The organism is Bacillus cihuensis, from assembly GCF_000504145.1.
In the GTDB taxonomy this organism is placed as follows: domain Bacteria; phylum Bacillota; class Bacilli; order Bacillales; family DSM-1321; genus Peribacillus; species Peribacillus huizhouensis.
Genome location: NZ_AYSD01000010.1, coordinates 277,067 through 301,056, shown reverse-complemented (window position 1 = coordinate 301,056; position 23,990 = coordinate 277,067). Strand labels below are relative to the sequence as shown.

Annotated in this window: 25 protein-coding genes; 11 read left to right on the top strand and 14 right to left on the bottom strand. The window is 37.8% G+C overall.

The window, feature by feature from the left end; translation table 11 throughout:
- Positions 1 to 25: 25 nt before the first annotated feature.
- Complete coding sequence (locus tag V179_RS0101350) at positions 26 to 805, bottom strand: enoyl-CoA hydratase/isomerase family protein (protein WP_028389928.1); 780 nt, start codon at positions 803 to 805, stop codon at positions 26 to 28.
- Positions 806 to 997: 192 nt separating this feature from the next.
- Between V179_RS0101350 and V179_RS0101345 the strand changes: the two genes are divergently transcribed.
- From V179_RS0101345 to V179_RS0101335, 3 genes are all read left to right on the top strand, one after another.
- Entirely contained in the window at positions 998 to 1,738 is a 741-nt protein-coding gene (locus V179_RS0101345; protein ID WP_028389927.1) for a DUF3888 domain-containing protein, read from the top strand.
- Between the two features lie 209 nt (positions 1,739 to 1,947).
- Complete coding sequence (locus V179_RS0101340; RefSeq protein ID WP_028389926.1) at positions 1,948 to 2,370, top strand: MarR family winged helix-turn-helix transcriptional regulator; 423 nt, start codon at positions 1,948 to 1,950, stop codon at positions 2,368 to 2,370.
- 1 nt (position 2,371) lies between these two features.
- Positions 2,372 to 3,565: an MFS transporter gene (locus V179_RS0101335; RefSeq protein WP_028389925.1), complete on the top strand. Its 1,194-nt coding sequence runs from the start codon at positions 2,372 to 2,374 to the stop codon at positions 3,563 to 3,565.
- A gap of 220 nt (positions 3,566 to 3,785) precedes the next feature.
- Here the strand turns inward: V179_RS0101335 and V179_RS0101330 are convergent, their stop codons facing one another.
- Positions 3,786 to 4,028 carry a hypothetical protein gene (locus tag V179_RS0101330; protein ID WP_152534678.1) on the bottom strand — a complete coding sequence of 81 codons (243 nt, stop codon included), beginning with the start codon at positions 4,026 to 4,028 and terminating at the stop codon, positions 3,786 to 3,788.
- 358 nt (positions 4,029 to 4,386) lie between these two features.
- On the opposite strand from V179_RS0101330, the gene V179_RS0101325 reads away from it, so the two are divergent.
- The 3 genes from V179_RS0101325 to V179_RS0101315 all read left to right on the top strand — a co-directional run bounded on the left by V179_RS0101325 (position 4,387) and on the right by V179_RS0101315 (position 7,167).
- Positions 4,387 to 5,193 carry an SDR family NAD(P)-dependent oxidoreductase gene (locus V179_RS0101325; protein ID WP_028389923.1) on the top strand — a complete coding sequence of 269 codons (807 nt, stop codon included), beginning with the start codon at positions 4,387 to 4,389 and terminating at the stop codon, positions 5,191 to 5,193.
- A 209-nt stretch (positions 5,194 to 5,402) separates the two neighbouring features.
- Complete coding sequence (locus V179_RS0101320; protein WP_028389922.1) at positions 5,403 to 6,584, top strand: YhgE/Pip domain-containing protein; 1,182 nt, start codon at positions 5,403 to 5,405, stop codon at positions 6,582 to 6,584.
- A gap of 43 nt (positions 6,585 to 6,627) precedes the next feature.
- The gene (locus V179_RS0101315) at positions 6,628 to 7,167 is read left to right on the top strand and encodes a helix-turn-helix domain-containing protein (RefSeq protein ID WP_028389921.1); all 540 of its coding nucleotides are present in this window, start codon (positions 6,628 to 6,630) and stop codon (positions 7,165 to 7,167) included.
- A 420-nt stretch (positions 7,168 to 7,587) separates the two neighbouring features.
- Here V179_RS0101315 and V179_RS31245 read toward each other — a convergent pair whose 3' ends face one another.
- The 4 genes from V179_RS31245 to V179_RS0101300 all read right to left on the bottom strand — a co-directional run bounded on the left by V179_RS31245 (position 7,588) and on the right by V179_RS0101300 (position 10,418).
- The gene (locus V179_RS31245; protein ID WP_200868649.1) at positions 7,588 to 7,755 is read right to left on the bottom strand and encodes a hypothetical protein; all 168 of its coding nucleotides are present in this window, start codon (positions 7,753 to 7,755) and stop codon (positions 7,588 to 7,590) included.
- Positions 7,756 to 8,062: 307 nt separating this feature from the next.
- On the bottom strand, positions 8,063 to 9,043 hold the full coding sequence (locus tag V179_RS28995; RefSeq protein WP_051404786.1) for a DUF3885 domain-containing protein: 981 nt from the start codon (positions 9,041 to 9,043) through the stop codon (positions 8,063 to 8,065).
- A gap of 45 nt (positions 9,044 to 9,088) precedes the next feature.
- The gene (locus V179_RS29495; protein WP_084552181.1) at positions 9,089 to 9,337 is read right to left on the bottom strand and encodes a CPCC family cysteine-rich protein; all 249 of its coding nucleotides are present in this window, start codon (positions 9,335 to 9,337) and stop codon (positions 9,089 to 9,091) included.
- 43 nt (positions 9,338 to 9,380) lie between these two features.
- The gene (locus V179_RS0101300) at positions 9,381 to 10,418 is read right to left on the bottom strand and encodes a serine hydrolase domain-containing protein (protein ID WP_028389920.1); all 1,038 of its coding nucleotides are present in this window, start codon (positions 10,416 to 10,418) and stop codon (positions 9,381 to 9,383) included.
- Between the two features lie 320 nt (positions 10,419 to 10,738).
- Between V179_RS0101300 and V179_RS29490 the strand changes: the two genes are divergently transcribed.
- Complete coding sequence (locus V179_RS29490; protein ID WP_084552160.1) at positions 10,739 to 11,104, top strand: tyrosine-type recombinase/integrase; 366 nt, start codon at positions 10,739 to 10,741, stop codon at positions 11,102 to 11,104.
- Between the two features lie 156 nt (positions 11,105 to 11,260).
- On the opposite strand, the gene V179_RS31240 is transcribed toward V179_RS29490, so the two are convergent.
- Positions 11,261 to 11,437, bottom strand: a complete 177-nt coding sequence (locus tag V179_RS31240) for an SE1561 family protein (protein ID WP_182502338.1) — start codon at positions 11,435 to 11,437, stop codon at positions 11,261 to 11,263.
- A gap of 134 nt (positions 11,438 to 11,571) precedes the next feature.
- Between V179_RS31240 and yfkAB the strand changes: the two genes are divergently transcribed.
- Complete coding sequence (gene yfkAB / locus V179_RS0101285) at positions 11,572 to 12,702, top strand: radical SAM/CxCxxxxC motif protein YfkAB (protein WP_028389919.1); 1,131 nt, start codon at positions 11,572 to 11,574, stop codon at positions 12,700 to 12,702.
- A gap of 64 nt (positions 12,703 to 12,766) precedes the next feature.
- On the opposite strand, the gene V179_RS0101280 is transcribed toward yfkAB, so the two are convergent.
- Both V179_RS0101280 and cax read right to left on the bottom strand, forming a co-directional pair.
- Positions 12,767 to 13,609, bottom strand: coding sequence for a YfkD famly protein (locus V179_RS0101280; RefSeq protein WP_028389918.1), 843 nt, complete (start codon positions 13,607 to 13,609; stop codon positions 12,767 to 12,769).
- Between the two features lie 672 nt (positions 13,610 to 14,281).
- Positions 14,282 to 15,346: a calcium/proton exchanger gene (gene cax, locus V179_RS0101275; protein WP_028389917.1), complete on the bottom strand. Its 1,065-nt coding sequence runs from the start codon at positions 15,344 to 15,346 to the stop codon at positions 14,282 to 14,284.
- Between the two features lie 417 nt (positions 15,347 to 15,763).
- Between cax and V179_RS0101270 the strand changes: the two genes are divergently transcribed.
- Entirely contained in the window at positions 15,764 to 16,957 is a 1,194-nt protein-coding gene (locus tag V179_RS0101270) for an MFS transporter (protein ID WP_028389916.1), read from the top strand.
- A 272-nt stretch (positions 16,958 to 17,229) separates the two neighbouring features.
- Here the strand turns inward: V179_RS0101270 and V179_RS0101260 are convergent, their stop codons facing one another.
- Both V179_RS0101260 and V179_RS26810 read right to left on the bottom strand, forming a co-directional pair.
- Entirely contained in the window at positions 17,230 to 18,048 is an 819-nt protein-coding gene (locus V179_RS0101260) for a YihY/virulence factor BrkB family protein (RefSeq protein ID WP_028389915.1), read from the bottom strand.
- A 198-nt stretch (positions 18,049 to 18,246) separates the two neighbouring features.
- The gene (locus tag V179_RS26810; RefSeq protein WP_034300192.1) at positions 18,247 to 18,603 is read right to left on the bottom strand and encodes a hypothetical protein; all 357 of its coding nucleotides are present in this window, start codon (positions 18,601 to 18,603) and stop codon (positions 18,247 to 18,249) included.
- Positions 18,604 to 18,823: 220 nt separating this feature from the next.
- Here V179_RS26810 and V179_RS0101245 point away from each other — a divergent pair, with 220 nt between their 5' ends.
- Entirely contained in the window at positions 18,824 to 19,045 is a 222-nt protein-coding gene (locus V179_RS0101245) for a DUF1128 domain-containing protein (RefSeq protein ID WP_028389914.1), read from the top strand.
- Between the two features lie 585 nt (positions 19,046 to 19,630).
- On the opposite strand, the gene map is transcribed toward V179_RS0101245, so the two are convergent.
- From map to motA, 3 genes are all read right to left on the bottom strand, one after another.
- Positions 19,631 to 20,377, bottom strand: a complete 747-nt coding sequence (gene map, locus V179_RS0101240; RefSeq protein WP_028389913.1) for a type I methionyl aminopeptidase — start codon at positions 20,375 to 20,377, stop codon at positions 19,631 to 19,633.
- Between the two features lie 506 nt (positions 20,378 to 20,883).
- Entirely contained in the window at positions 20,884 to 21,642 is a 759-nt protein-coding gene (gene motB, locus V179_RS0101235; RefSeq protein WP_028389912.1) for a flagellar motor protein MotB, read from the bottom strand.
- Positions 21,635 to 22,423, bottom strand: coding sequence for a flagellar motor stator protein MotA (gene motA / locus V179_RS0101230; protein ID WP_028389911.1), 789 nt, complete (start codon positions 22,421 to 22,423; stop codon positions 21,635 to 21,637). Before motA ends, motB begins: the two co-directional genes overlap by 8 nt.
- Before the next feature lie 448 nt (positions 22,424 to 22,871).
- Here motA and mreBH point away from each other — a divergent pair, with 448 nt between their 5' ends.
- Positions 22,872 to 23,879, top strand: coding sequence for a rod-share determining protein MreBH (gene mreBH / locus V179_RS0101225; RefSeq protein WP_028389910.1), 1,008 nt, complete (start codon positions 22,872 to 22,874; stop codon positions 23,877 to 23,879).
- Positions 23,880 to 23,990 lie beyond the last annotated feature (111 nt).

Here is a 23,990-nt window from a genome sequence, read left to right as displayed (position 1 = left end):
TTGGCTCTTTTTGCTTTGCAGTCGCTTATTTATGCTGAAACATCGGTTTGCGTTTTTCGATGAATGCCAAAACGCCTTCTTTACTATCTTCTGTTCGAAAAACCTCGACAAACAATTCAGCCTCTAATTGAAGTCCTCTGTCAATCGAGGTTTCATAGCCTTCATCAATGGCTTGTTTGATCCTCGATAATGATTGCAAGGAGTTTTTAGCGATTTTAGCTGCTAAATTTTTCCCTTCGATTAGGCCGTGTCCTCTTCTAACGACCCGATTGACGAGACCGATATTTTCCGCTTGCAGTGCGGATATCGGGTCACCCGTCAGCATCATCTCCTTCGCCTTTGCTGTTCCTATTAGGCGGGGTAATCTCTGTGTACCACCCCCACCTGGGAATAAGCCAAGCTTCACTTCAGGTAGGCCGATTTGAATCTGTTCCTCGGCGATGCGAATATCACAAGCAAGCGCTAGCTCACAGCCACCACCGAGTGTGATGCCGTTTAAGACAGCGATCGTCGGCTTTGGACATGTAGCGATAAGATCCAGCGCCTCATGGCATTCGCTAATTTGCTGTCTTATATTCTCATCACCGAACATGTCTGGAAATTCTTTAATATCTGCTCCTGCTGCAAATGCAGTATAGCCGGATCCCGTTATAATAACCGCAACCGTCTCATGATCATCCTTAATATCTGTATAGATTTCTTTTAAATCTCGAAAAACCTGTCTATTGATGACGTTCAAAGGGGGATTCATAATCGTAATAATCGCTAGATTGGCTTCCTTTTCAACCTTCACAAATTGCGCCATTTACATAACCACCTCTTATTAGGTTTAGTCAGACACATATACGCAAGACATCTCAGGGTAGATACACTTACATTCCATATGTCCAAGCCAATTTCCTTCTACATATATGATTTGAATCCGCTCAAGATGATTGCTCATAATATATTTTGTGTTGGGACATAGTAACCGTAAATGCTTGGGGAGGAAATTACGTTGAAAAATTGGGCCTATATTTTTACATTCATTATCTTGAATTTTATTTTGCAACCGAATATCGTTACGGCAAGCCCAAATTATCAAGAGTTACATGATACGTTACTATCGACGCTAAATCCTGCTATTTCTAAAGAGATTCAAAAATTTTATCAAACAAGCAAACAATACGGATTATATGATGCGAAAATCGTCCATATTCAAAGAGTAGAAGAAGGTGGATTTAACTGTATTGTAAAGGTGCAAGTGATGACTTTTGAACATGCCCATAATCCGCCCTATGGCACGGATACGATTACCTTCGAAGTAAAACCAGATGCAGTAAAAATGGTAGATTTCGTTCATCTCGGGGACGAGGAAGAAAAGAAAATGGAGCAATTTTATCAAGAAGCTCTAGCCGATATCCAACAAACATTTGAGCTCCATTTAAAAGATTATCAGATGTATACGTATGATCAGCTTTTATTTGAATCTGAAATACAGAAGGATTTTATACCTCTTGCTCATATTGCAGAAAAAATTATAACAACTTTGCTAAATCCTGAGATTAAACCGCCGTTTAAAAATGTCATTGACCCCGTTACCTTTATAAATGGCAGCCAAGGCTATGTTTTATTTAAAAGAGCGGATGGGACAAACTACGTGTATGTCTTGCAGAAAACAGACGATGACTGGCAAATTACCGATAAGAAAAAGAAAAAAGGCAAGAAGATGAAAGCAGAACTGCCTTGGTATGAGTAATGGGTATGGTGAAAAAAGAGTTGCGAAAGACAATATCAGCCCATTTACTATTTTATCAGCCGTTTTAATTATTATATCAGCCGATTTGCAAATATATCAGCCAACCGCCTTTTCATTCCTATCTAACTTGACAATTTCGAGAAAAAGAGTATAGTTAACCTTGTTAACAGTTAATAAAGGTAACCATTATTTCAAAAGGAGAGATCTACTTGCAAGGTTTTTTTCGGCATTATTTATCTGTATACAGACCGCTCATTACCAAGTTGAATGTGCTGCTCGGCGAATATGACCTTTCCTACTCTTTGTGGCAGGTTATTTTTTTCGTAAAAAACAACGGGCCTTCCACTCTTGTGGATATATCTAGCCATTACAATATCGAAAAACCTTCTATTACGAGATCTGTTCATCGTTTGGAAGAAATGCTACTTGTTAAACAAATTCCAGGAAAAGATCGCCGTGAAAAAATTATTGAGCTTACCGATTCTGGTGAAGAAATTTATCAAACATGCCGTGCAAAGATTACGGAGTTGGAACACATGATTATGAAAGACATTCCTGAAAATATGCTGGAGGCTGCTTTTCAGGTTTTTCCATTGATACGAGAAAATCTAAATAATAAAGAGGGGAAATAAAATGAATAAACCGAAATTATGGACGAAGGATTTTCTAATCGTTTCTACCGCAAACTTTTTCCTATATTTCACTTTTTACTTATTAATCGCAACGATATCCGTGTATGCGATTGAGAAATTTCACGCTTCACCAAGTATGGCAGGTCTTGCATCTGGTATTTTCGTATTAGGGGCACTCGTTGCACGTCTTTTCTCAGGGAAATCCATTGAACAAGTGGGTAGAAAAAAGATGTTGTATATTGGCTTTATTTCGATTTTAATTGTCACACTTCTCTATTTTGTCGTGAACAGCATGGCCACCCTTTTAGTGGTTCGTTTCTTACACGGTGCTGCTTTTGGTATGGCTTCAACAGCGACAGGAACCATTGTCGCAAGTGTTATTCCGAATGAACGACGCGGGGAAGGTACCGGTTATTATGCATTGAGCGTGACTCTTGCTGCTGCAATCGGACCATTTTTAGGCATCTTTATCAATCAACATGTCGGCTTTAATATGAATTTCATTTTATGTACAATTCTGTTACTTGTTAGCTTTATTGCTGCTTTCTTCTTAAAAGTGGCCAAAGTGGAATTTACAAAAGAACAATTAGCAAACATGAAAGAATTTAAGCTTAGCAACTTCTTTGAAACGAAAGCTTTTCCCATTTCAATCATTGCTGTCTTTGTTGGATTGTGTTATTCAAGTATTCTTACCTTCATTACATCTTATTCACAGGAAATTCATTTAGTTGATGTCGCTAGTTTCTTCTTTGTTGTGTATGCTGTAGCAATTTTAGTATCTAGACCGTTTACTGGCCGGTGGTTTGATACCAAAGGTGAAAATTTTGTGATGTATCCAGCCTTTTTATTTTTTGCTATCGGTTTGCTCATTCTTAGTCAAGTACATCTTGGCTATTCCCTTTTAGTAGCTGGAGTATTTGTTGGACTTGGCTATGGAACATTTATGTCTAGTGCTCAAGCGATTTCGATTAAAGTGTCTCCAAAACATCGAATGGGGTTGGCCACGTCTACTTACTTTATCTTTACTGATTTAGGAGTAGGGATTGGACCATTTATTCTAGGATCTTTAATTCCTGTCATGGGCTTTCGCGGATTGTATATGACGATGGCTATCGTAATTTTTGCTTGCATCTTCTTATATTATTTCTTACATGGAAAAAAAGCAGTACGTGGAACAGTCAATATGAGCAATTAGTTAAGAGGCAGACCTCACTTATGTCATATAATCGACTTATAGCTGTTTTTAGTAAGATGTAGTTTTATAAAAAAGATTGATTATTTATAACCTTATCGTGACTTAAATTAAAGAAGCCATAAAAATAAGGAGTGATACATGACTAATATGTATCACTCCTTTACTTCTTGTTCAACAAGCGAGTCCTTATAATCAATCTTATAATCAATTAATTCTTCTTTCACCAAAGCGCCTTACTGTTTAATCTATTTTTAAGTGCCCTTTTTCTCTTCATTTTCGGGATTTCCTCTTGCTTCTGTATATAATCCACTGCTAAATCTAACTTTTCTTTAAACAACCGTTTTTCTTCTTCATATTTCTTCATCAATTCCTCAACTGAAGAAACAATTTCTCTTGTGTATTCTTCCATAGATTCAACTTTCTCTCTTATGGCTGCATACTCTACTGCCATATCTTTATTCAAAAGTTGATCATATTGCGTTTCTAAAAATACGATATCTGTTTCTTTTCCCGTATTGATAGTGCGGTATCGCTTGGCGATACGCGATGTATTGCTTTATTCATATCGTTTACAATATCGCTTTTTCTTCTCATATTTTCTTAAACTATAATCCTTATAAAATTAACCTTATTTGGTAATTTTAGTTAAATAACTAAAATTAGTATACATACAATTGACTTTATAAAAAGAATAGAGTACATTGCTTAATGTACTTTAATCAAACCACTTTGATTAAAGTATTATAATTAGAGTGGTTTGATTAAAATGTATTTTAACTTAAGGAAAGATGCAACATATTTTAATAAGAAGGTGGATTATTATGGGAAGAGTGCAAGGGAAAGTAGCATTAGTGACTGGTGGGGCATCAGGTATAGGGTTATCGATATCCACATTGATGGCTAAGGAAGGCGCAAAAGTCGTGATTGCTGATTTTAACGAAGCAGGAGCAAAAGAAGCGGCTGAAAACATAAAAAAACAAGGTGGGGAAGCAGTTGGAGTTTTCTTGGATGCTGGAAAAGCAGACTCAATCCAGGTAGCTGTCGACTTCACAATTGAACAATATGGAACGATTACGGTACTTGTTAATAATGTAGGTTTGACTAACCTACATAAAGATCTGGATGTCGTAAATTTAGATTTGGAAGAATGGGACAGACTGATGGATGTGAATTTAAAAAGTGTGCTATTGGGAAGCAGATTTGCGATTCCTCACATGATTAAAGCTGGAGGCGGTTCCATTATCAATACAGCCTCTATGGCTGGATTTACAGGTGACGCTGTACGATCTGCATATGGGGCGTCCAAAGCTGCTGTAGTGAATTTGACTCGTTATATCGCTGCTCAGTATGGTAAAGATCATATTCGTTGTAACGGAGTGGCTCCAGGTCTTATATTAACTCCTGCAGCGAAAAATAATATGCCTCCTGCTGTACTCGATATTTTTGCGAAATTTAATGCATTGCCATACCATGGTGAAGCGGATGATATCGGATATACCGTTCTATTCCTTGCATCTGATGAGTCCAAATTCATTACAGGTCAGACGATCCAAGTGGAAGGCGGTCATTACATGGCCAACCCAAGCATCTCTGACTTTAATGATTATGTAACTAAACAGTCGAAATAATCGTGCGGACATTCATATAACTAAACTATACCCTGGATAAGATCAGACTTATTCGGGGTTTTTAGTTAGGAAGCTCTTATTGAATTAACCATACATACAATTGACTTTATAAAAAGAATAGAGTACATTTATCAACACACTCTATTCAAAGTACTTTGATTAAAGTGCTTTGAAAATAATTTATTTTATCTTGAGGAAGGATGCAACATATGAAATTTACTCAGTTCTTAAAAACAAAAGGTGCGAATGCTGCAATTTTCATGGGGATTTTCTACGCAATCGCAATGCTAGGCATCTTCTTACCTGGTTATACAGCAATTCCAGGAAATATCGATAAATTACCGATTGCTATTGTCAACGAGGATGCTGGTGAATACGGGGCAATGATTGCCAGCCAGTTACAAGAGAATTTACCGTTTAACGAAATCGAGACGGGTTTAACGAATAAAAAAGCCTTAAAAGATTTAGAGAAAAATGATTTAGGATTAGTCGTGCACATTCCAGAAACATTCTCTGCAGATATGAAAAATGGCGAGACTTCATCCAGTATCGACTTTACAATTAATGAAGCTGGGGCAACAGTTGTTTCTTCTACTATGAATTCAATCGTTACGGAAATTAACAACCAGTTAAGCGCACAATTCTCACAACAAACAGCACAAGACGTGTTAATGAACTTAAATGTACCAGAGAAGCAAGCTGCGGAAGTAGCGGAAAATATAGAAACGGCTTATGTAGGAAATGTAGTTACAATTAACGAAATACCAGACGGTATGCATAATAATATGCTACCAATGTTCTTAACAATGGCCGGCTATGTTGGTGCGATGATCGGGTCGATGCAATTAGTAGGCGCATTTAAAGCAAGCCGTAAAAAAGCGAGCAAAACACGTTTATTCATTTATGTACAATTAGTTGCGTTAGTGATTGCAGTTGTATCGTCACTAGTTGCTACAGGCGTAGCATATTTAATCAATGAGCCAAGTGGTGGTGACCTGTTCTTCAGTTTAGTAGGGCAACAAACTTTAAATTATATGGTATGCTTCAACTTCACAGCGATTTCAATCTTCTTATTAGGTGAAGGCGGAATGATTTTAAACTTACCAATTTTATTTACACAAACATTAGCAAATGGTGCCACAATTACACGTGAAATGATGTACTTACCATATGAATGGATGAGCCACATTTCACCAATGTATTACTCGGTACAAGCGTACTTTGCAAACTTATATGGAAGCATTAGTCCAAGTCCATATATTTGGTCAATGGTTGCTGTTGGCGCGGTTGCGATGTTAATTAATATTATTATCGTCGCGATTTTCCACAAACCAATGTCAGTAGATGTTCCGGCCACAGACGCTAAGAATACTACTGAAATCACAGCTTAGTTTTGCTAAATTAAGGACAATTATTCTTGAGGGAGCATAGAGAATGGACACACAAATTTTTATATTGAGCAAACTAATGGAGGGTAACACTTATCCTTATAAAATAAAAAAACAGCTTTCAGATCCCGTTCCATTAGATCAACTAGGTGGGGTGACAGAAAGTAAACTGTACTACCATTTTGATTCATTAGTAAAACAGGGTTTAATTGAGATAGTCGAAATCATAAAAGAAGAACATCGACCTGATAAACAAGTATTTGGGATTCTAACTAAAGGTCGTGAAGAACTACCGAAAAAAATCTACAAAGTGTTTGAAAATGCGGATACTATTAGTGAAATGGTGGTAGGGTTATTAAACATCAAGTATGTGGATCGTGATAAAGTAGTAGAAATACTAGAAAAAAAATTAAAAATATTTATTGCTCATTGGGAGCATATTATGGATTTTGACAAGCAGATTCAGGTAGACAAAGATAAAGAAAATCTTAAAGAATTTCTTGGTGGCTATATTTCAACTAGAACAGAGCACACAATTTCTTGGCTTGAAGAGTTAATTAAACGGATTCAACAAATGGACATATAAAGGGATTGTAAGTTGACCTGATGGAATTTACACTATATTATATTTCAGGAAATTATCACCTCTCATTAAGTGCTGTTTTCTCATTTAACTTTAAAATCCAGCTACCTTCAAACTAGAAGATCAGCTGGGTTTCTTCATTACTTGTCGTTGTTCTGCTGAATAAGCTGTTAAAGGAGTAGGTTCATTATGTATAGATATCAACCCAAGCATTAATCATTAATTGGAATAGTCTAATTATCTAAATCGCTATCGAAAACGGATTTTTTGTTTTTTTCTTACCAATCTAAAATTCAGGCTGTCTTAAATTAATTTGATCGTTTAGGGCACTTTTTTCTTTAAAACAAATGTATGATTTTAGTGATTTTCGTACATTAAAAAGACCACCAATTTGGTGGTCTTGTTGTTGAATTAAAGCACCCGTTAGTCAATTTTCTCCTTATTGACCTTTAATATCTCTTTTAAGGTAGAATGGATATTTTGAAGGCTTATTAAAATAAATCCAAGCATTATAAATGTTACTAATTCCCCTGTAAATATAGAGACTATCGCTATTATTAAGGCATATAAGCCATATAGCCAACCGTTCATTTTATTACACCTCACCAGTTAAACATTTCCATTATTTTAACACATTTTATTCAAGTAACCTGCATCGTTAATTGAATAAGGGGCTTTTTCTTGAACCGATGTCTCCCATTAGCCTAATAAGCTAGATAAAAAAGCTCCTCTTATTTTATTTCAAGAGGAGTTTACATAATCACCCTTATCGGTACTGAAAAAGGATCTTCAGTTGAAGATCCTTTTAACTGCTTGTTAAAAAATGGCGCCTAAAGTTATTTTACTAACTCCAACTGTTGGCTTAACAAGAACCATTAATAATACAAATGAGTCTTCTTTATATAGACCACCCTTTGTATTTTGCTTCATATTTCTTTCCTATCAAGGCCATAAGTCTTGATTGAATTGAAACTTGGTGTTGATATAACTGACATGGCTTCATACAAGTAATTAGCTTTGAATCGCTGTTGACATCTGAATGATCTTCTAATGTTGCATATCCCATTGAATTCAAATGTGATAGTAAATTTCTCACTTGCTCTTTTACCACTTCAAACATGTGAATTGGTTTATGAGGTAATTCAAGAACAATATCCTTTTTTTCTAATTCTAATAAAAGCTTTTCATCTTTCTCTATCCTTTCATTTCGTTCAGCATCTTCTTCTTCGATGCCATGTAATCCCATTACAAAGTCTTCATCAATTTCTTTCCTATCGTAGTCTAGTATCCACGAACTATACTTTTGATAAATATGTTTTATAGTATCATTATGATTGGCAAGTAAATCTAATCCTCTATCATCATACATATGAAAGATAGTGCTTGTATTTGTGTTTATAATGAAACAACTCTGGTTTACGGGAGGCTGTTTCATAAAATCAACATATGATAAATCCCTAAGTAATTTTAGATAATATAATTCAGAGACTTTGCATTTAATTATGTATGAGTAGGTGAAACGTTCTTCGTCAAAATCAGGGTCAGGACAACTACTTTCTACGATTTGTAGCCTTCGTTTCAAGGATTTTTCTTTTATGTATCGATCAAATATCCTTGTCTTCTTATATCTTTTATTAAATACTGTATAATCAACAATTAATAAAAAGATTTCATCATTCGGAGAGTGGATTTCATCAAATAAAGTTTTAGCTTTTTGATAAGCAGTGTTTAAGTAGTTCGTTTCACTGATTCTCCATTCACCTGGAATCCCCAATTCAAATCGGATCCATGCTGATTTTTTATTCACATAAAAAGGAAAGGGATTTATATTAGGAAAATACGTGTCCATGTAGTTCTCATATTCTTCTCTTACATTCAATTCATATAAACTCCCTTCTAGTACCCGTTAGCTTATTAACCTTCTCTAAATAAACGTTTTCCAATTAGGATCTTTTATATCTTCCTTATTTGGTTTTCTTACATATTTCAAACTACCTTCATCACAAGCTCCAAATTTAATAAAATTTTGTTGTGCTTGTTTTAATGAAACCCCATTTGCACCACCTTCATAATCAGGGTCTCGATATTGAACTCCATCGTCTTCCCAAAAACAAATATTGCAAATATCATATGTTCCTGGTGGTTCTTCATCTAATGTTTTATAACCACGTATTTAAAAAGAAGAACCCAGAAAGTAGGGTTCTTTTAATGCATCTCTATTTTAAGTCTTTTATTTTTACCAATTCTTCTTCTATTCCACTCATTATATCAAACGCCCCATCCGACTTATTAGAACAAACAACTACATTAATGGATATGTCAGGATAATGAGCAGAATTAAAGTTAACCCCTGGATCATAACCCATTATGTGGTATTTAAAAATACTGTTTTCTGTGGTTTTCTTAATCCAAATACCATAACCATAATAGCCACTCTCATTGACTTGTGTATGAGTGGATAAAAGCTTATTTGTGTACGTTTCATTTAAAAGTTGATAATTCATAAGTGCTGTCCACAGCTTAGCCATATCATTAGCAGTTACAAATGCACCACCATCTGAACCACCTTTTACAGGTAAAGAATAGATGTTTGTTTTCCAAGTTCCATCAGTTTTATCGATATAGCCTAATGCTGTATTTGGCGGTAGAGAATCAAATGCAAAATACCCAGAATTCGTCATATTAGCCTTATTGAAGATGTGTGCTTGAATGTAGTCAGAGAATTCAAGTCCACTTGTCTGTTCAACAATTAATCCTAATAAAATGTAACCAGCATTATTATAGTGAAACGATTCTCCTACTTTTGCTTTCATAGGCTCATCTTGAAACAATGGTAAGAAATCTTTTAACTTTCTTATGTGATACATAGGGTTTGCAACCCAAAGTTCCTCAAAGTCATCCATTACATCTTCATCGAAATAATCTGGTATTCCCGAAGTGTGTGTCAGTAAATGATGGACAGTCACTTTTTCATCAAAGTGTTTTAATTCAATATCAAGACAATCGGTCAATTTAGAGTCAAAAGAGATTTTCCCCTTTTCAACAAGTTGACAGACCGCTATTGCAGTAAACAATTTACATCCAGATGCTATTCCAAAACGGGTCGCAGAGTTATTTTCTATTTGATCAGAACGATTTGCATAACCAAAGTTTTGTTCTGCTAACACCTTATCTTTTTCTTCAACAAATACTGAACCTGAAAAATCAACCTTATTCTGAATATCCGTAATCTTCTCTTGTAAATTTTTGTTCATAGCTATTCCTCCCGATAATTAACTATTATTCATTTATTGATTTTGTTTAAGAAATAGGAATTCGCTTGAACAAATAGATTCTGTCTAACTTTATTCCTATTTATTTTTGTTCGATTATCATCATTGGTAAAACCCCCGTTTCAAAGCAATCTTTTTGATTATAATAAATTTTTAGAATGTAAACACTCTCATTCAACTAAACTGCCCCGTAGTTGAATAATGTGTTTTTATGAATGTATGATATTACATATTTTCGTACATTCATTTCATTGATATAACTTAGTCTTATTGTTAAGATAACACCATCATACATTGAATGTATGATATCGGAGGGAAATCATGAAAGAAAAGAACGTGCAGCCGTTGCGAACGGCGAAAGAAATCGCAGATTATACGGCTCTTATGAGCGACGGAGAGTACTTGTTTACAAGTCGGAAGGGTATAAAAGTCCGATTATTCCCACACAAGCCTACAGAGCGCTTGTGAAGGCCGGAGACGTACTTGGACGGGATGACATCAGCACGCATACGATGCGGAAGACATTTGGCTATGCGTATTATCGGAGAACGAAGGATCTGGCATTCCTGCAGAATATTTTTAACCATTCCGCCTCTTCGATCACTAAACGATATATCGGGATTACGCAAGAGGAAATCGACGAAACGTTGAAGGATTTCTCTCTGTAAGATGCTGTGCTACAAGTCAATGCGAACGTGAGGGCAACTGCTCTGCAAGAATGGTTGGTCACAAACCTAATCATTTCAGAATTAGAAGAAGAACCATTTCCTCTTGGGCGACGGAGTGGTTCTTCTGAAATATTCAGGGTTTTTGTATCATATATATTAGCGTTTGAATTGTTCAATTTTCGTTTCCAGTTCATCAATCATGCTGATTAAGCGATCAATGTCTTCAAGCTCAGTGTGTTCTGGATCAATGTTTTCCAAGACCTCGATAAACATCGTTAGACGCCCTTTCAAGTACACTAATTGATCATCTTTATCGGTAATTTGCTTTCCCATAATGCACGCTCCTTTCGCCTTCTAATCGTATCGAACATAATGTGAAAGTGCAATGTTAACATCATTGATCCCCATTGACATTATTTTTTGATTGCCCATAATAGGAATGTAATCATACTGAAGGAGTTATCATAATGACCAGTTTAACCAATATTCCAGCAATACAACCGATTTCACCTGACTATGATCCATGGGAAGCATATATGGACGTTGAACAATATGGAAAAATGACGCTTACCAATATTGAGTTCACAACGACGACACTGTGCAATATGCGATGTGAACATTGTGCTGTCGGCTATACCCTTCAGCCTAAAGATCCGAACGCCCTTCCACTGGACCTCATTCTTCGTCGTCTTGACGAAATACCAACATTACGCTCGCTTAGTATTACTGGTGGCGAACCAATGCTTTCCAGGAAATCAGTGAAAAATTACGTCCTTCCGCTGTTAAAATATGCATATGAACGCGGAGTACGAACCCAAATAAATTCGAATTTAACCCTTGATCTTGCTCGGTACGAAGAGATCATTCCATACCTAGATGTGTTACATATTTCGCATAACTGGGGAACGACTGATGAATTCATTGATACAGGGTTCGCAATGATGGACAGAAAGCCAACTCGCGAACAGCGAGCGAAACTATTTGATAATATTATTCTTAATTCGCAAGCCTTGACGAAAGCTGGCGTCTTAGTTTCTGCAGAAACGATGTTGAATAAACGGACGCTTCCTCATCTAGAGCATATTCATAAGCAAATTGTTGAGGATATGGGCTGCCAGCGACATGAGATCCATCCGATGTATCCTAGCGATTTCGCTTCTGCACTAGAAACATTGACGCTTGATCAAATGCGGGAAGCGATTCATCAACTGCTCGATTTCCGAAATAAGGACGTATGGATGCTGTTCGGCACCCTTCCATTCTATTCGTGCAGCAATAACGAGGAAGATGTGAAGTTATTGAAACGCTTATATGACACGAAGAAGGTAACGGTTCGAAATGATCCTGATGGCCGCTCTCGCTTAAACGTGAATATTTTTACGGGGGATGTGATTGTCACAGATTTTGGCGATGCCCCATCACTCGGCAATATTATCGATCAGCCGCTATCACAATCGTATGAAACATGGATGAACTCCAAGCTTGCTAGAGAATTAAATTGTCATTGCCCAGCAGTTAAATGCTTAGGTCCAAATGTACTGGTCAAAAACGCATATTATCCCAAAATGGACTTCCAAACAAGAAAGTCTATAATTTAAGGATTAGGGTCAAACTTCATACAATATGAGGTTTGACCTTTTGATTTAAATTAAACCAACCACTTTATCTTGGCTGCTCACTAGCAATAAAGTTGAACGAAAGATGGTCTTGAACCGGAATCCATGCACCAATTCCTTGGGAGGTAATATTTTTGATCAACAAGGAACGCTTGCTACCTTTTAAAATGACATACACCTCGCCATACGTGACTTTTCCTTTTTCGTTAATGGCTGAAGCATAGGCATTCAAGTAGCCTAATCGTCTTGCCGGTATATTATACACTTGATCTTTCTTAGTTGCTCCACCAATAATCGTTTCAAACGCCAACGGTAATTTGGTTTTTTCAGCCGCTTTAATTAGCATCATTTTTTGCACGTCTGGTGAAGCCGGTATTTTAGCCGTTAAGCCACCGCGCACAATTTTTTGCATCTCTTGAACATAATGAATCGGATGTGGTGTCAAATTAGCACGGTTATCAAAGAAATTTGTATTGATTTTTTGATATTCCCAATTTGGTGCTGTTTCAGTCGATTGATAATTCAGCGCCCAATGTCCTAAATAAATTGTCGCTCTGTACCCAAATGAAAACGGTGCTTTGCCAACAGCTGATTCATTCAGCAAATGAATTAATTCAGGATTTTCAATTTTTATTTTGGAAGTATCTATTAAGGATTGGGCGAATTCACTAGGTTGTAAAAAGGGTAAGTCTTGAGTCGAGTTCGGATACGTGTTTTCCTTTGCAATATTTAAAACAGATGGAGGAACGACCGTTTTACTCACTGCGGGAGTGTTACCCTTCTTCTCTACCGGCGTATTCTCCTTCTGAGTAGCCAAAGCTTCGTCTGCTAAATAAGGAAGTCCTACTAGTAAAACGCTAACAATCACCCATACTCTAAGTCGCTTCATCATGACGCACTCCTTTAGGTTTTGTTAATATCGTTTGTAAGACCTAGCGTTTATATACAGACGTTGAATAAAAAGATTTGTGTTTTTTCGGTAGGCTCTTTTCGTAAAGATTGTTGTTTTTAGCAAGAAACCAATTCGAACAGATGTTGATCTTCGTTACAGGTGCGAGACTCCTGCGGGAAAAGCGTGTTGAGGGAGACCCCGCAAGTGCAAAGCACGGAGGAGGCTTCTGAGACCGCCTCTACAACGGAAATCAACCCGGGTTATTAGTGTAAAAATGATTGAAGAGCAACAAAGTATGTGAAAACAGCCTTTCGGTAAAAAAGATTGAGATTTTGTTGTTTTGTAACACAAATGTAATATTCTGAATATTTACAAATTTATTTACAAAGTATATAATAAATTTACATTTAAATAAAGGAGGGGAAATCGTTCAGTCCACATCACGTCAAGGAGGTATGCCTATAAAGACGATTCCATAACCTTTACTTTATTACACGATTATTTAACTAAAACGAAACATAAAGGATGGTGACTACTTCTAGAATTATTGGTTCCATGACACATAAAGTTGCGTGAAAATAATTTTGGATGATTATATGTACTTACAAACTGTAATTGAATAAAAATGGCTCTCCTAATCAAGTCGGGGTGAGCCATTTTTTTGTTTACTTATAATAAATAAAATCCTATTCCCATGATTACATACGCAGCTATAAGGGTTAGACCTTCAAACCAGTTGGATTCTCCATCATTTGAAATCATGATGATTAATAATACCGCTGTTACCATGGCGATTAATTCAGGCAAAGTGAAGATGAGTGGCATGGTAACCGGAAAGAATAAAGAAATTAAGACGAGGACAGGCGCTACGAACATGGCGACTTGCAATGTTGATCCAACAGCGATTTCAACGGCCACGTCCATTTTATTTTTATAAGCCATAAGGATAGCTGATGCATGTTCCGCTGCATTTCCGACAATAGCGACGATAATAACCCCGATAAACAGCTCTGACCAGCCAAATGTCTCGCCGACAACGCTGAACGTATGAACCAATCTCTCAGAAACATAGGCCACCACAAGCGTTGCCCCAAATAGGACAGCAATCGCTGTTTTCTTACTCCATTCTGGCACTTCCTCTTCATGTTCTACCTGTTTTGCTTTTTCAGTAGGCTGGTACACGCCTCGATGTGTGACAAGTTTAAAGAACAACGCAGCAAGATACAAGATAATTAAAATGATTGAGATGCCGACACTTAATGACATCGTCTTACTTTCATTCATATTTTCCGTAAACACCTCTGGAATTACAAATGCCAAGCCTATCGCAAAAATTAATAATCCAGCATTATGCCTTGCATCAAATACATTAAATTTTTGTCGTTTAAATTTTGTTCCTCCTACAAAAAAGGACAACCCTCCGACTAATAATAAATTTCCTAGTACAGAGCCCGTCAATGACGCGAGGACAACCCCAAGCAATCCAGCTTTCAAAGAAAATATCGATATAATTAATTCAACGGCGTTGCCAAACGTTGCATTCAATAATCCGCCGATTCTAGGTCCCATCACAATCGCAAGGCTCTCTGTCGCTCGGCCCATAAAACTTGCAAGTGCAATAATCGTCAGACAGTAAACAACGAACATCAAGATGGTTGACCAATGCAGAATGGAACCGATGATCGACAACGGGACACCGGCTGCTAGAAGCACCAAAAATATTTTATTACCCATTCCTTTCACCCTCCATTCCTCTATACTATCTCCTGCTTTTCCCATTTTATTAATTCAATAAACAATTGATGCGGGATAAAGTGAAACTTCCATCAGTAGGGGTTTTCTTCATCCCCTACTGATGGTTAGTTGAACCAATCGGGCTTTTACGGGCAGTTTGTCCCCCACCTATCTTCTTTGTATCTCATAAGCTTGAGGTGGGGGTCTTACTGCCCGTTAATGCGGGACATTTTAAAGCTTGCATAATGAATCAATGAGCATGTACGATCAATAGAGGCAATCTATTATTTTAGGAGAATAAAGTGGAACTTTCATCAGTGGGGGTTAGTTGAACAGATCGGGGATTAAAAGGCCGTTTACCCCCTACCTATTTATTTCATTATTCTCCCACAAAAAATGAGGTGGGGATATTACAGCATGTTAAACCGGGATAAGAAATTACTTTTCAGTATTTTAGTTTGCACAGTCGGCATTTCAGGGTTTTCTCAAGGGATGCTTCTACCCGTTATTGCAGTCATTTTCGAAAGTGACGGTGTGAGTTCTTCGTTAAATGGTTTTCATGCCGCTTCTTTGTATATCGGCATTTTATTAATATCACCGATTGTGGAAGAACCATTGCGTAAATTTGGTTATAAGCCTTTAATCATGTTCGGCGGGCTTACAGTCGTGCTTTCGTTGGCCTTATTTCCAATGTGGAAATCATTTTGGTTTTGGTTTCTCTTAAGATTTCTAATCGGAATTGGCGATCATACGCTTCATTTTGCGACCCAGACGTGGATTACTGCGATTTCACCTACTCAAAGCCGAGGTCGAAACATTGCCGTTTACGGTTTATTTTTCAGCTTGGGCTTTACGTTCGGTCCATTGATGGTCAAGCTCCTAACCGTGAACGAAAGCCTTCCGTTTATCATTTCTTCTATAATGAGTTTATTCGTTTGGCTCACTGTTTTTCTTTTAAAAAATGAGTACCCAGTACAGGATCATCATATTGAAACGGCCTCACTGCTTGGAACACTAAAACGGTTTTCAAAAGTCAGCCGCTATGCTTGGGTTGCCTTCTTACCGCCCTTTGGTTTTGGCTTTCTTGAAGCAACACTGAATGCGAGTTTTCCAGTGTATGCTTTACGCGAGGGAATTAATGTAAACAGCCTATCCTTTATCATTCCAGCGTTCGCTGCGGGCAGCTTAGTTACTCAGATTCCGCTTGGGATCATGAGTGACAAATTTGGAAGACGAAACATTTTAATGATCGTGCTTTTCTCTGGATTTGTTATTTTTACTACTGCAGGCTTTTTATCGCAGTCCGCAATTGGCATGTTACTTTGCTTCTTGTTTGCAGGGTTCATGGTCGGTTCTACTTTTTCATTAGGCATTAGTTATATGGCTGATTTACTGCCGAACAGCTTGCTGCCGACCGGAAATTTATTATGTGGCATATTCTTCAGCTTTGGTAGTATTATTGGACCATTTATTAGTGGGCTTGTGATTGAGTATATCGATGGAGGATTTTTCTTCGCATTAAGCATCATGCTCCTAATCATTTTCTTTTCTATTACCTTTTTTAATGAAAGCAAAAAGCTTGATGAACCCTTTGAACGCACAATAACGTAATAACAAGACAAAAAGAGTCAGACCTCGCAACAACTGGTTTAGATGCGAGGTTGACTCTTTTCGGTTACTTACTAATGATATCCATTCTGCCCATTAGCAGAACCGGATGTTTTTTGCTTCGGCTTATTCTTTCCTTTTTGCTTCGTGCTACCGTTTTTTTGCTGACCTTTTGGCACACAAACGCCTCCCTAACCGTTTTGAAGCTACTACTTGCTTCTGTTATAGTATGGCCTCATTCTACTCGTTCATGAAGGTAATTTTCGGCATTCAGTTTAACAAGTTGGATGTTTCCGTTCACTTGAAAGAGCGTTGATTTCCCCACCGATAATAATGATGATACCGGTCAAGTAAAACCAAATCATAAGCACAATGATTCCTCCAAGGCTTCCATATGTAGTCGTAAACCCTCCGAAATGATCAACATAATAGGAAAACGCAAGCGACACAACAATCCAGCCTCCTGTTGCAAAAAAAGCGCCAGGTATCACATATAAGCATTTCTGCTTTTTATTCGGAGCAAGCCAATATAACATACTAAAAACAATGACAAGCACAACTCCACTGACCAGCCAACGGAATGCATTCCAAATTTGCAGAAACTCATCTGATAAGCCAAACGAGGAAAATAAAAACATCCCAAGCTGTTTTCCAAACACAGGAAGCAAGAGTGCAATCATAAAGACAAATATCATTGCAATAGTAAGAAGGATTGACATCCCTCTGGCAACAAAAAAGTTTCTCGTTTCTTCGACATTATAAGCACGGTTAAATGCACGAACGATGGCATTTAAACCATTCGACGCTGACCAAATGGTCGCAATGATTCCAAACGATAACAGTTTCGTATTTGCTTGCATCACTTGGTTGATATTTTCCTCAATTAATGCCATTGAACTAGCAGGGGCAAAGCTTTCAAATAACGTTAATAAGTCATCTTGTGAAATAGGGAGATACGGTAATAAGCTAATGAGAACAAGTAGCAATGGAAAAAGTGAAAGCAGGAAAAAATAAGCCAACTGTGCGGCCAATCCTCCTACATCATCTTGGTCCATTCTCAATATCATTTTTTTAACATAAGCGATTGCCTTCATTCAGCCACCCCAATAAGATTACTTTGCCCGATAAAGTGAAACTTCAATCAGTGGAGGATACCGATTCCCCACTCCCATGAAAATAGCCATTTTCATTATTTTTGGTGAAGCTTGCTTCATGCTTGGCTGCCCACTAATGAGATAAAATATCTTTCCTTTATCATGAGTTTTTTCAGTATACAACTTCTACCCAACAAATTATTCGTTCTTATTATTCGTCATTTCTGCAGTGATCGCTTCTTTCGTTTCAATGACTGTTTGTGCCAATTGCGGCGGAATTTCTTTCAATTCCTCCACCTTTTGTGAAATGAACACAGCATCCTCAGTAATTTGTTCAATTGTCGTTCGTATTTGTTCTGTTGTTTCACGAACTTGAGTGAATACAGAGCTTGGATTCTTCACAAAGGACTTCATTTCTCGAATGCATCCTTTCCCAGAACTAATCACTGATGTTCTCGTTGTTTTATCAAATAAACTAATCACTGCTCCAGCCGCAGCCCCTACTAAAATCGACTTCAAGAAAATGCTTTTTTTTAATCCATGCTTTTCATTCATAATTTTTCTCTCCCTTCATAATTTATATATGTGTGTATGTAATTCATTATTTCCATCCCATGTTCCCATCATATACCAACCGGGAAATCTTTGTAAAAAATATCTGTTATTTTTCCATTATCAAGCTTTTTCACTCATTGAAACACCTGTACTTTTCATTGACTTCTCCCCATAATAGTGACAAGATTAACTAAATGAACGGAACGAAAGGAATGATATCATGGATGTGTCCCACAACACAGCAGAAACAGTTGATTACATGGTCGAAAAGATAAAAGAAAAGTTGAAAATGATGAATATTGGAGCTGTAAAATCCACACATTTCAATGCTGAAATGTATGAGGAACTGCGAGACATTTACGAAATGGTCATGCGCAAATCCAATTTCAGCCCAAGTGAAATGCAAGCCATTGTTGAAGAACTAGGCAAATTACGCAGCTAATTTTAAAGTGCGTGTTCAAAAAGGAGGATAAAAAGAGCCGAGAAGTTCGAGGAGCGATAGTCTCTAGACCTGCGCGTATGCAGTAATGCGTGAGGACCGGACTTGCACAGGACGTGCGCGATCTTAACAGAGGGTCGTTAATGAGCGACGAAGAAATTCGACAGCTATTTTTCCCGGACTTTTTGAACATCCTCTTAAAGGGTCATCGACCAAACATCTCCTATATACCGTTTAAATGACATAATAAACGGTGTATAGAATGTGAGGTCTGGCCCTTTTTATATTTGCCAAGAACAAGACAAATCATTTGGCGGAGTGAGAGATTGTCTTTCAATCGGCAGCAAATGAGCGAAACTGACGAGTAATCCTATTTAACGAACCAGTAAATGCACGCATGCATTCTCAATTTCCGAATCATCATTCACCATTAGATAAGGGTCATCGAAACCCCTCAACTTTTTTTAGAACGAAGAAGGGTCTGACCTCGCAGCAACGAAATACAGTATATGATACGTGTATGAAACACGACATACTGTTTTAGAGTGCGTGGTCTGACCCATATGAGACTTTCTATTTCCATCCATTTTACTGTTTCGTTAATATTAATGCGCCATCTTTCGTAATGGCAATTGTATGTTCATATTGCGCGGAATATTTCCCATCAGCCGTTGATGCTGTCCAGCCATTTGGATCACGCACTGATTTGTATGTACCAACATTCACCATCGGTTCGATTGTGAATACCATGCCTTCCTTTAAGCGAGGTCCTTTATTCGGTAATCCGTAATGAGGGACTTCAGGACTTTCGTGAATGACATTTCCAATACCATGTCCGATGAAATCACGAACAACTGAAAAGCCTTCTCCCTCTACATAAGATTGGATTGCGTGACCAATATCCCCGATACGGTTACCAGGAACACATACTTCAATTGCTCGATATAAGGATTCTTCAGTTACTTGAAGAAGGCGTTCTGTCTCCTTGGATACATTTCCTACTTTGTACGTCCACGCTGAATCAGATAGCGCTCCATTGTAATTAACTACCATATCTATCGTAACAATATCCCCATTTTTCAATGGCGTTTTTCTAGGATATCCATGACAGATTTCTTCATTTATACTTGCGCAAGTGGCATATTGATACCCTTTGTAACCCTTCTGTTCTGGTTTTGCTCCATGCTCTTTTAAAAAGCCTTCTACAAATTCTTCTATCTCCCAAGTTGTTACACCCGGTTTAATGAGCTTGGCGATTTCCCGATGGCATGCGGCCAGAATCTTTCCTGATTCATGCATCGCCTGAATTTCTCGTTCTGATTTTAATACAATCACTCTGGACACTTCCTTTTAAAATAACGGTTAACTCTATTCTACTGCAAAAAAGCAAAGATATGAATAACAATGCATTTTTCTTCAAAGACAAAAAGTATATCTCATTCGGGTCGGATTTTACAACCAAAACACTGTTTCAAGTAAGCATCCCTTGTATAAGCAGGATCTAATGTGGAAATATGAAAAACCTGACTTCCATTAAACAGCAAGTATCTCCGATGCCATTCAAGTAGCCAAGTTCATTTTCTTCATTTCTTTATCCCGCATTAACGGGCAGTAACCCCCACCTTAGGCTTAGGGCTGACGAAGAATCGTAAGTGGGGGATAACTGCCCGTAAAAGCCCGATTGGTGAGATACAGCGAAACTTGCCTTTGTGGTTTTTAAAGGCATAGTTGAACCAATCGGGTTCGTACTGTCGATTGATCGAAACGATAGTGAAGATCTTAGCGACAGTAGAACGGGACTAACAATCAGTGTGGAAGAAGAACCCCCACTGATTGAAGTTTCACTTTATAGGATTGCGCGGTACAATTAGAATTTCCACACGCCGATTCTTGGCTCGTCCAACCGCTGTTTCATTTGAAGCAATCGGCATAAACTCGCCGTATCCTTTGGCGCTAAACCATTTAGGATTTAGGCCATCGTTTTCAAGAAGAATTTTCATAAAGTTCACTGAACGCATGACACTTAAGTCCCAGTTAGAATCATATCTAGCCGTTTTGATTGGGACATTGTCGGTATGTCCACTTATTACGATACTGCGAGGTGGATCCATGATCAGCAAATTAGAAATTTCCCTTGCAATTCCCTGATTTTCTGTTCTGATCTCGGCACTTCCTGAATCAAATAATACATTATCGCGAATTGTGAGGAGTAACCCCCCGCTCGTTAACGAGGTGTCTAATTTATCGTTTAATTGATTGTTCCTAATAAATACATTTACTTTTTCTTGTATTTCTGAGAGCTCCTTTTGTTCAACCTGGCCAAGATTTTCTTGCTCATTCTTTCCATCCCCATCGGCAGAAGGGGTTTTATTGTCTGGTGAGCCTGGAACAGGAGATGGATAATCCATCACGCCTGTTCCACCCGTGAAGATTTGGTTAAATACACCGGAAAGTTGTTGGAATTTATTAGCATCGACCGAACTTGAGGAAAATAGCACAATGAATAATGCCAAGAGCAAGGTCATAATATCCGCATAAGGAACAAGCCATGATTCATCCATATGTTCTTCCTTACGTATTTTTCTTCTCTTCCTAGCCATCTTGCCTCACGCCTTCCAGCCATTTTCTCCGTTCATCAGCCGTCAAATAAGACGTGAGCTTCTGTTCGATCGTTCTTGGAGCTTCACCTTCAATAATCGATAGAATTCCTTCAATCATCATTTCTTTAATCCGTACTTCCGCCAATGATTTACGTTTCAGTTTATTTGCAAATGGGTGCCACAGTAAGTACCCAGTAAAAATTCCGAGCATAGTTGCAACAAATGCTGCTGAAATGGCATGTCCAAGTTCGTCCGTATTGTCCATGCTTCCAAGTGCCGCGATTAACCCGAGTACCGCTCCTAATACGCCTAGTGTAGGTGCATATGTACCAGCCTGTGTGAAAATGGCCGCTCCTCCAAGGTGACGCTCTTCCATTGCATCGATTTCTTCAGATAGTACATCACGAATATAATCAGCACTTTGCCCTTCTACAGCAAGATTCAGCCCATTTTTTAAAAATTGATTATCCACTTGATCTGCAATAGTTTCTAATGCAAGTAATCCTTCTTTTCTTGCAATGACTGCCCATTCAGAAAATGTTTGGATTAATACCTGTGGCTTCGTAAGCTCTTGTTCGGTAAATAAAATCTTAAATAGCTTTGGTAGTTTCTTTAATTCAGATGAAGGGAAAGCCGTAATGACGGCTGCAGCTGTTCCACCTAAAATAACTAAGATTGCAGCAGGATTCAACAGGGCAGACATAGCTACACCTTTTAAAAACATCCCGACTCCGACTGCTATGACTCCTAAAATAATACCAATTATCGACGTTTTATCCATCATTTTCACCCATTCATTTATTCTTCTACTCTCTTTCTTTTATATCGGTAGAAAACTAGAAAAAATGAGTACCTTTTTATTTTTTTCAAAAAAACTAACATTCGGACTGGGTTTCTGAATTGAAAAAAACAGTTTTATACTTAATATCGTTAATCACAACAACTAATTTCTTAGCACGATAATATATCTGACTGTTTTCTAGATATCGCATATTTTAAGATAGCCAGTTTTCTGATGGTACCTTTTATGATTAGTGCCTTTAATTGGCATGGTGTTTTATTTTCGAGAATGATATGTTAATAGTCGAGTATTTTCCAGGAAATATTCACTCGTTCGACAGAGCATCTATAAAATGTTAACAATTACCACAAATTATTATCCCCAAAATCTGCAACTTTTATGTAAAATGCTATATAGGGGTCAAACTCTAATCAATAGGGGTGACTAAATGTTATCAAATACAGAAATTGGCATCGATTTAGGAACAGCCAATACATTAATTTATAGTAAAACCAAAGGAATTATTTTTAATGAACCATCCGTTGTAGCTATCGATACAAACACCAACAAAGTTGTAGCTGTTGGTAGTGACGCAAAAGAGATGATCGGAAAAACACCAGGAAATATAGTGGCGATTCGGCCATTGAAAGATGGGGTTATCGCTGATTTCGATATTACATCACAAATGCTTAAGCAAATTATGAAGGTAGCAGGGAAGAAACTTGGACTTTCAATCAGAAAGCCTGTTGTTGTGGTGTGTACACCATCTGGTTCTACGACAGTAGAGCGAAGAGCCATTGAAGATGCGGTGAAGAGCTTCGGAGCAAAGCAGGTGCATTTAATTGAAGAACCAGTTGCTGCCGCAATTGGTGCAGATTTGCCCGTTGATGAACCGACCGCAAATGTCGTCGTTGATATTGGCGGTGGCACGACAGAAGTAGCGATTATCTCCTTTGGTGGCGTCGTTTCCTGCCACTCCATACGAATTGGTGGGGATCAGTTAGATGAAGATATTGTTCAACATATTAGAAAACAATATAATCTTCTTATTGGAGAGCGTACTGCCGAACAAATAAAAATAGAAATCGGCCATGCTCTCATTAAGCATGAACGTAAAACGATGGATATAAGAGGTCGTGATCTTGTCTCAGGTCTTCCGAAAACCGTAACGATACATTCAGAAGAAATCCAAGAAGCGATTCGTGAATCTCTACTTCATATTCTAGAAGCCATTCGTGCTACACTTGAAGATTGTCCACCTGAGTTGAGTGGTGATATCGTCGACCAAGGTGTAGTTCTTACCGGCGGTGGCGCGATGCTTAACGGTATTCAAGATTGGTTGAGTCAAGAAATTGTCGTTCCTGTCCATCTAGCGCAAAACCCGCTTGAATCGGTCGCAATTGGAACTGGACGTTCAGTACATTTGATAAGTAGACTTCAAAAAGCTATCAAGTAAAGAAAAAAGAGGAGTCTCATAAGGGTCAGACCTCGCACTCTAAATCAGTATGTCGTGTTTCATACACGTATCGTATACTGTTTTTAGTTGTTGCGGGGACTGACCCTTTTC